The organism is Acidocella sp. (genome assembly GCF_013044125.1).
In the GTDB taxonomy this organism is placed as follows: domain Bacteria; phylum Pseudomonadota; class Alphaproteobacteria; order Acetobacterales; family Acetobacteraceae; genus Acidocella.
Genome location: NZ_JABEVC010000145.1, coordinates 1 through 7,776 on the forward strand (window position 1 = coordinate 1; position 7,776 = coordinate 7,776).

Consider the following 7,776-nt stretch of genomic DNA (forward strand, 5'->3'; position numbering starts at 1 on the left):
GCACTGTAGAGGGGGGCATGAGCGTTTTAAGTCTAGAGAATCTGTCCTACAGCATCGCCGGGCGCACCCTGCTGGATCGCGCGACCCTCATGGTCGACCCCGGCCGCCGCATCGGCCTCATCGGCCGCAACGGTGCTGGCAAATCCACCCTGCTGAAGCTGATCGCGGGTGAGCTCCACCCCGACGGCGGCAACATTCGCTTTGGCCAGCGCGTACGCCTCGGCTATGTCGCCCAGGAAGCCCCCAGCGGCGATGTAACCCCCCTGGAAGTGGTGCTCAAGGCTGATACCGAGCGCACCGCGCTGCTGGACGAGGCCGCCCACCACGAGGTCGATCCCCACCGCATCGCCGAAATTCATGACCGTTTGCTCACCATCGAGGCCGACGCCGCCCCCGCCCGCGCCGCCGCCATCCTCTCCGGCCTCGGCTTCTCCACCGAATGGCAAAGCCGCCCCATGAGCAGCTTCTCCGGCGGCTGGCGCATGCGCGTCGCCCTGGCCGCGGTGCTGTTCTCCAACCCAGACCTGTTGCTCCTCGACGAGCCGACCAACCATCTGGATCTGGAAGCCACCCTTTGGCTGGAGCAATACCTCGCCAAATTCCCCGGCGCGGTGCTCCTCGTCAGCCACGACCGCCAGTTGCTGGACCGCGCGGTGGAAGCCATCGCCCATCTGGACGGCGGCAAGCTCACCGTAACCCCCGGCGGCTTTGCTGAATTTGTGCGCATCAAGACCGAAAAAGCCCTGCAACTCGGCCGCGCGGCCGAAAAAGCCGCCGAACAGCGCGCCCATATGCAGAAATTCGTCGACCGTTTCCGTGCCTCCGCCACCAAGGCCCGGCAGGCGCAGAGCCGCATCAAGGCGCTGGAGCGCATGCCGCAAATTGAATCAGTGGTGGAAGATCGCGTCACCCGCTTCTCCTTCCCCGAACCCAACAAGCTGGCGCCGCCGATGCTCAGCCTCGACAATGTGGACATCGGCTACGACACCAAGCCGGTACTCACAGGCGTCTCCCTGCGCATTGACATGGAAGACCGCATCGCCCTGCTCGGCACCAACGGCAACGGCAAATCCACCCTGGCCAAGCTCCTGGCCGGGCGGCTGGAGCCCCTGCGCGGCCGCCAGTTCCGTACCGGCAACCTGCGCGTCGGCTATTTTGCCCAGCACCAGGAGGAAGACCTGGTAATGACCGAGACCCCCTATGAGCATCTCTCGCGCGCCTTGCCCAAGGCCACGCCGCCGCAGGTGCGCGCCCAGGCTGCCCGCTTCGGGCTCGATGCCGACCGCGTGAACACCAAGGTCGGCGCCATGTCCGGCGGTGAGAAGGCCCGCCTGCTTCTGGCGCTCGCCACCCGCGATGCCCCGCATCTGCTCATCCTCGATGAGCCCACCAACCATCTCGACATTGACGCCCGCGACGCCCTGGTGCGGGCCCTGGCTGATTTCGAGGGCGCGGTGGTGCTGATCTCGCATGACCCCTACCTCGTGGACCTCGTGGCAGACCGCCTGCTGCTGGTGGCCAACGGCAAAGTCACGGCGCTGGAAGGCGACCTCGCCGCGTATGCCGCCAGCGTCACCGAGGGCAGCGCCAGCAGCGGCGGCGGCTCGCGTGACAATTCACGCAAGAACGTCCGCGCCGAGGGCAAGAAGGAACGCGCCGAGGCCCGCGGCAAAACCGCGCCGCTGCGCCAGGCGGTCAAGGAAGCCGAACTGCGCCTTGCCAAGCTCACCGCGGAGAAGGACCTGCTGGAAAAAAAACTGGCTGACCCCGGGATGTACGCCGCCGGCAAGGCCAAGGATCTCGCCTACATCAACCAGCGCATCGCCGCCATCAAGCGCGAGACGGACACGGCCGAACAAGCCTGGCTGGAAGCCTCCGCCGCGCTGGAAGCGGCAATTTAGCAGGCTGCTGACACTCAGAAACGCCCCGCCCACGCCAGCGCCTCGGCGTGCACGCGGTTAAATGCATCCATATCCGAAAACCCCAGCCGCGCCATCAACGCCGGTGTCGTTTCATGTCCACAATTTTCGCTCGCCTCTATCAACCGCAGCATCATCCCCAACTGTCCCTCACGCGCCAGCAAGGCCCGTTGTATCGCGGCATCCAGGTTCAGCGAGGCCAAAATCTCCCCAAGCGGCTGCTGAAATAGCGCGTCCACCAAGCTCAACATCCCGGTCATGAAGGCCTGGTTGCGCAGCGCACCACAGCCGGTCAGGTCCGCCAGCCCCTCCATCATCCGGCCGCGTATCGCCGCTGTCTGCAACAGCGGATTCACCGCAACAGCAGCATCGTTCTGCCGCGAGAACATCATGATCTGCACCATCCGGTTCAGCTGAATCCGGCCCAGCCTGGCAATCGCCCCGCGCACGCTGGAAATATTACGAGAGAGATTGAACGCCGCCGAATTGGCGATCTTCAAAAGATGCACCATCAGATCAGGCGCCTGCTTCAACGCCTGTTCAATCTCCTCGATCTCGGCATCCTTCGCGATCAACCCAAGCAGGTTCAACAGCGCCAGCGCCGAAGGCTGCACTGTCCGGCCTGTCAGCATCACCGGACGGGCGAAGAAAAATCCCTGGAACAAATCAAAATCCAAACCGTGGCAGAACTCGTGTTGCTCGGTGGTGTCAATCTTTTCCGCCAGCAAGGTAAGCTCAAAAGGCTTAAGCATCCCCACTAAAGCGGCAATCCGCTCCGGCGGCATCCCCAGCACATCAAGCTTCACCACATCAATCAACGGCAACAAATTCCGATGCGCCGCGGTCAGCTCGGTCACATCGTCCAAAGCCAGCGCATAACCAAGGTTCTTCAACTCCGCGCAGCGCGCGGCCACGCGCGGGGTCAAGGGTACGGTCTCCAGAATTTCCAGCACCACCTTGTCGCGCGGCAACAGTTCTATGCTCTCGCTCACCAGCAGTTCTTCCGACAGATTGATAAATCCGCGCTTACCGCCAAGCGCGGCATCAATACCAAGTCCCGCGAACAAATACTGAATCACCGCCGCGCTGGCCGCCACATCATCGCTGATCACCGCGGTATTGGCCGCCGAGGAGCGGAACAAAAACTCATAAGCGACCAATTCATTATCTCTTCCGACGATCGGTTGCCGCCCCAGAAAAAATTGATCACCGATCATGTCCAGCTATCTTCTCATACAAACGTTTTTTATCATGCGCTGCCCATCTACTTCATTGCGCCGCTTCACGGCCAAACCGCCGGCGCATGGGGATAGATCACTCCACTCCTTAGAACGTAATCCTTAATCCAGCATAAATGTAACAAACATATCCAGGGCACGGCCCCTCACCCCAGCGGATTAGTCCCCATCGCCGCCAGCCCCGCCCAGGCGGTGGTGCTCAACGCCGGACGGCGGAAATAATCGAACGCCTGTTCCGGCACGCCCTTTTGCAGGCTCGGGCCAGTGGTCAGCCCGGTGGAAAGCTCCGGGGCGACGGTGGCATACACATACCCCTGCGGCGAAACATTGCGTGCCAGCGTCGCAAAAAATGCCGCCGCCCGCACATCGCCCATCCGCCGCAACGCCAGCGCAGCAAACGCCGTGCCTTCCAGCCAGATGCTGGCGCTGGCATCGGAAAACCCGATCCCCTCGCCACGCCGCAACGCCTTGATCGCGGTCAACGCGGACTCCGCCGGGGCCAAGCCCGCCAGATACGGCCAGATCCCCGCATCAGCCGCACATAGATGATTAACCGCACCATCCGGCGCCGTCCCGGCATCAAAACGGTCCACCTTCGCATCCCACATCGAGGTTACGAATTTTTTCGCCTGCGCGGCATCCTCGGCGCGGCCAAGCCTGCGAAAGGCCACATATAAATCCGTATTCTGCTCGGTGCTCTGCCAGGTCAGCTTCAGCGGGTCCGGTTCAAAACCATAAAACCCGCCGTAATAGCCGGCACCGGCGCGCAGCCGGTCATCGAGAAAATTCCCCGCCGCATCGGCCGGCGCGCGCATCCCCAGCGCCGCCCACAGCAGCATCGCCCAGGCGATCGGCCCGCTCTGGCTGCCTGCCTGATACGGATCTTCCGCCCAGCGTCCGGCCTTGGCGTCCCACCAGCCGGGCAGCTTGGCCGGCGCTGCCACGGCCCCGGCCATATAGGCATTGCGCAACCGGCCATCCTTATAAAACCGGTCGTGCGCCTGGACGATCTCCAGCGCCGCGCCAATGCGCCGCGCCTCGGCCTCATGCCCCGCCGTCAGCAGCAACAACCCGGCCAGGGCATTGTCATACACATAGGCGGCGTTCGCCTGCGTCCGGTCAAAATCCGCGGCCGCCGGCCCGGTTTCCACCAGATAGCTGTTGAGCAGCACCGGCCCATCGGGCAGCGCCGCCATCTGCCCGCAGATGGCAGCCACGCACCCAGCGGCAAAATCCGCGGCGGGGACACCGCCAAAAGCAAAGGCCGGCATGAGCATCCCCATACCGGCCATCCCGAAAAACCCGCGGCGCTGCAAAGTCAGCCCAGCAGTTCGGAGAGCAGCTCCGCCGTGCGGCCATTGGCGATCACCGCGGCACGCGTATCAAAATGCACACCGCCAACCCGCGCGAAGGCATGCTGCACACCGGGATAGACGAACGCATCAATCCACTCGCTCTCCTCGGCGCCGTCCAGAATGGTTTCCACCGCCTCGGGGGACACATATTCATCCTTCTCGGCGATATGCAGCATCAGCGGCGCCTCGATCTTATCAAACTCAGACACCAGGTTATCAATGCCCACGCCATAGTATGATACATTCACATCCGCGTCCGAGCGGGTGGCCATCATCACCGCCAAACGCCCGCCAAGGCAGAAGCCCAGCGTCCCGGCGATCCCGTTGGCGCCCGGCAGCTTGCGCGCCGCCGCCAGCGTCACCTTCAAATCCTCAACGCCCTTGTCCTGGTCAAACCCGTTCATCAGCGCGAACGCCTTCTGCCATTCGGCATCGCTCTTGTCGGAGATGCTCACGCCGGGCTCCTGGCGCCAGAACAAATCCGGCGCGACGGCTATAAAGCCCATGTCCGCCAGGGTCTGGCAGGTGGCGCGCAGCGAATCGTTCACGCCGAAAATTTCCTGAATGACCACCACCGCGCCGCAGGTATCCTGCGTCTGCGGCGCATAGACAAACGCCGAAAACTCACCCGAACCATCCGCCGCCTTCAACTTGATCTCTCGCATCGCCGTCTCCCTGATAATGAAGACCTACAGATAATGCTCCGCAAGCGGCGTAAAACCATTAAAATTCTGGCTTGCGTAACTTGTCACATAGGCCCCGGTATCATGGATCAGTACACGCTCCCCGGCGGTCAGGTCCAGCGGCAGCCGGTACGGCGTTTTCTCATACATTACATCCACGCCATCGCAGCTCGGCCCTGCCAGAACCACCGGCCCGCCCGGCCCCTTGCCAGCGGTAATCCGGTAGCGGATCGCCTCGCCCTCGGTCTCCGCCAGCCCGCCGAAACGGCCGATATCCAAATACACCCAGCGCCGCTCATCCTCTTCCATGCGCTGGCAAACCAGCACCACCTCGGAGACCACCACCCCGGCGTTGCCAACAATGGCGCGCCCCGGCTCAATCAGCATATCGGGCAGGTCGTTGCCGAAATGCGCGGTCATGGCGTTCATGATGGCATGGCCAAACACGCCCGTCTCGGGCACATCATCCTGGTAGCGCACCGGAAATCCCCCGCCCAGGTTGAGCATCTTCAGCTCCAGCCCGTGGTTCTTGAGATCGGTGAACAGCAGCGCCACCTCGGCGATCGCCATCTCATACGCCGGCGTGCCTGTCTGCTGGCTGCCGACATGAAACGACAACCCATGCGGCTGCAGCCCAAGCCGGGGGGCTGTCAGCATCAACTCCTTCGCGCGCGCGATGCTGGTGCCGAATTTCTTCGAAAGCGGCCAGTCCGCGCCCACGTTGTTCACCGCGATTCGGCAGTAAACCTTCGCCCCCGGCGCATGGCGGGCAATTTTCTCCAACTCCTCGATTGAGTCGAACGCAAACAGCGGCACCCCATGCGCATGCGCGGCCGCAATGGCGGAGGGCTTCTTCACCGTATTGCCATAGCTGATCGCCTCGGCCCGCGCGCCCGCAGCCAGACAGGCCTCAATCTCGGGCAGGCTGGCGGCATCGAAACACGCACCCTTCTCCACCAGCAGCCGCAGAATCTCCGGCGCCGGATTGGCCTTCACGGCATAATAGATCTTCGCCGCCGGCAAGGCGGCCCGCAGCGCGGCATAATTGCCAGCCACGACATCCAGATCCAGCACCAGACAAGGCGTCGCCAGGGCGGAAGAGTCGAGAAATGATGCGATTTTAGGATTCACCGCAGTCACCTTTCATATGAAGGCCCGCCTGATAAGGCGACGGGCGCGGTTGCGAAACGGTCCAACGAACCAGCCACTTCCGGGTTTCCCCGGCAGTGCTGCCAGAACGCTTGACGTCGTTGCGTAACCGATTCACTCTAAGGAGACCGGCAGAGGCACGTGCGTTGCTGCGTAAAGCGGCAAATAGGACCAATGCACCTCCCACGCAAGTATTTTTTTAGCCCCGCGCGAGCCCCGGACGCGCCCCGGCAAGATTGTCACCAATTGCAACATGCCCTGCACATTCCAGCGCAAACCCTCTATTGTAACAGCCATGGAAACCCTCCCCCACATCCTCGTCGTGGATGACGACCGTGAAATCCGCGACCTTCTGGCCCGCTTTCTGGAACGCCAGCGCCTGCGCGTCACCACCGCGCGCGACGGCAAAGAAGCTCGCCGCGCCTTCACCAACGGGCATTTCCAACTCGTGGTGCTGGACCTGATGCTCCCCGGCGAAAGCGGGCTGGACCTTGCCCGCTGGCTGCGCGCCGAGGGCAAGGTGCCCATCATCATGCTCACCGCCATGGCCGAGGAGACCGACCGCATCGTCGGCCTGGAACTCGGTGCCGACGATTACGTCACCAAACCCTTCAACCCGCGCGAGCTGCTGGCCCGCATCCGCGCCGTGCTCCGCCGCACCGGTGATTCGGAAGATCGTCCGCCCGAGAGCGCCGCCCAGAGCTACCATTTCTCCGGCTGGGCGCTAGAGACCGCCCGCCGGCGCCTGTCCGACCCCTCCGGTGTCGAAGTTGCCATCACCGGCGGCGAATATGACCTGCTGGTCGCCCTACTCGACCGCCCCAACCGCGTGCTGACGCGCGACATGCTGCTCGACCTTCTGCGCGGCCGCCAGGCCGGCCCGTTTGACCGCGCGATCGACGTCGCCGTCTCGCGCCTGCGCCGCAAGCTGGAAGATGATGGCCGCCACGCCCAGATCATCAAAACCGTCCGCGGCGGCGGTTATGTGCTCTCCACCCCCGTAGAGCGGCGTTGAAGCTATTCCTCTGGCCCAAAAGCCTGGCCAGCCGCACGATCCTCATCCTCCTCGCCGGCTTCGCCTGCATTCAGCTGCTCGGCCTGCTCATCCATACCGTCAACCAGATCAAGCTGTTGCGCATCCAGGAAGAGCAGATCTTCGCCACCCGCGCGGTCATCATCTACCGGCACATCGCCATGGCGCCCCCGGCTGAGCGCCCCGCTCTGATCGCCAAGGAGGCGCTGCCCAAGGGTGACACGCTGAGCATCAGCGCAACCCCCCCGCTGCCGCCGCACAGTTACAATCTGCCCCTTGCCGAACGCGACATTCTCCGCGCCAGCATCTTTGCCGACAACATGCCCATGCGCTTGCACCCGCGCGGCCTGCTGCTGCATGGCCACGGCCTCCCCACGCGCATCATCATCAGCTTTGGCC

The 7,776-nt window shown here is 63.4% G+C and carries 6 protein-coding genes and 1 pseudogene; 3 read left to right on the forward strand and 4 right to left on the reverse strand.

The genetic code is table 11. The features are described from left to right. The first annotated feature begins 17 nt into the window (after positions 1 to 17). Positions 18 to 1,901: an ABC-F family ATP-binding cassette domain-containing protein gene (locus tag HKL97_RS09075; protein ID WP_291424584.1), complete on the forward strand. Its 1,884-nt coding sequence runs from the start codon at positions 18 to 20 to the stop codon at positions 1,899 to 1,901. Positions 1,902 to 1,915: 14 nt separating this feature from the next. On the opposite strand, the gene HKL97_RS09080 is transcribed toward HKL97_RS09075, so the two are convergent. The 4 genes from HKL97_RS09080 to HKL97_RS09095 all read right to left on the reverse strand — a co-directional run bounded on the left by HKL97_RS09080 (position 1,916) and on the right by HKL97_RS09095 (position 6,326). Then, on the reverse strand, positions 1,916 to 3,136 hold the full coding sequence (locus HKL97_RS09080) for an EAL and HDOD domain-containing protein (protein ID WP_291424574.1): 1,221 nt from the start codon (positions 3,134 to 3,136) through the stop codon (positions 1,916 to 1,918). A 167-nt stretch (positions 3,137 to 3,303) separates the two neighbouring features. Further along, the gene (locus HKL97_RS09085) at positions 3,304 to 4,428 is read right to left on the reverse strand and encodes a hypothetical protein (protein ID WP_291424576.1); all 1,125 of its coding nucleotides are present in this window, start codon (positions 4,426 to 4,428) and stop codon (positions 3,304 to 3,306) included. Positions 4,429 to 4,475: 47 nt separating this feature from the next. Next, positions 4,476 to 5,177 (reverse strand): dienelactone hydrolase family protein, encoded by a 702-nt coding sequence (locus tag HKL97_RS09090; protein ID WP_291424578.1) that lies wholly within the window; start codon positions 5,175 to 5,177, stop codon positions 4,476 to 4,478. 24 nt (positions 5,178 to 5,201) lie between these two features. Further along, positions 5,202 to 6,326: a type III PLP-dependent enzyme gene (locus HKL97_RS09095; RefSeq protein ID WP_291424580.1), complete on the reverse strand. Its 1,125-nt coding sequence runs from the start codon at positions 6,324 to 6,326 to the stop codon at positions 5,202 to 5,204. A 313-nt stretch (positions 6,327 to 6,639) separates the two neighbouring features. On the opposite strand from HKL97_RS09095, the gene HKL97_RS09100 reads away from it, so the two are divergent. Both HKL97_RS09100 and HKL97_RS09105 read left to right on the forward strand, forming a co-directional pair. Further along, a complete protein-coding gene (locus tag HKL97_RS09100) occupies positions 6,640 to 7,359 on the forward strand; it encodes a response regulator (RefSeq protein ID WP_291424582.1) in 720 nt (239 codons plus the stop codon). Continuing rightward, positions 7,356 to 7,776: pseudogene (locus HKL97_RS09105) on the forward strand (two-component sensor histidine kinase); the annotation flags it as partial. The gene HKL97_RS09100 and the pseudogene HKL97_RS09105, both read left to right, overlap by 4 nt.

Excerpts from the sequence above, each read along its gene's own strand:
- HKL97_RS09080 (WP_291424574.1), bottom strand. The coding sequence starts at position 3,136 with ATGATCGGTGATCAATTTTTTCTGGGGCGGCAACCGATCGTCGGAAGA.
- HKL97_RS09085 (WP_291424576.1), bottom strand. The coding sequence starts at position 4,428 with ATGCCGGCCTTTGCTTTTGGCGGTGTCCCCGCCGCGGATTTTGCCGCT.
- HKL97_RS09100 (WP_291424582.1), top strand. The coding sequence starts at position 6,640 with ATGGAAACCCTCCCCCACATCCTCGTCGTGGATGACGACCGTGAAATC.
- HKL97_RS09075 (WP_291424584.1), top strand. The coding sequence starts at position 18 with ATGAGCGTTTTAAGTCTAGAGAATCTGTCCTACAGCATCGCCGGGCGC.
- HKL97_RS09090 (WP_291424578.1), bottom strand. The coding sequence starts at position 5,177 with ATGCGAGAGATCAAGTTGAAGGCGGCGGATGGTTCGGGTGAGTTTTCG.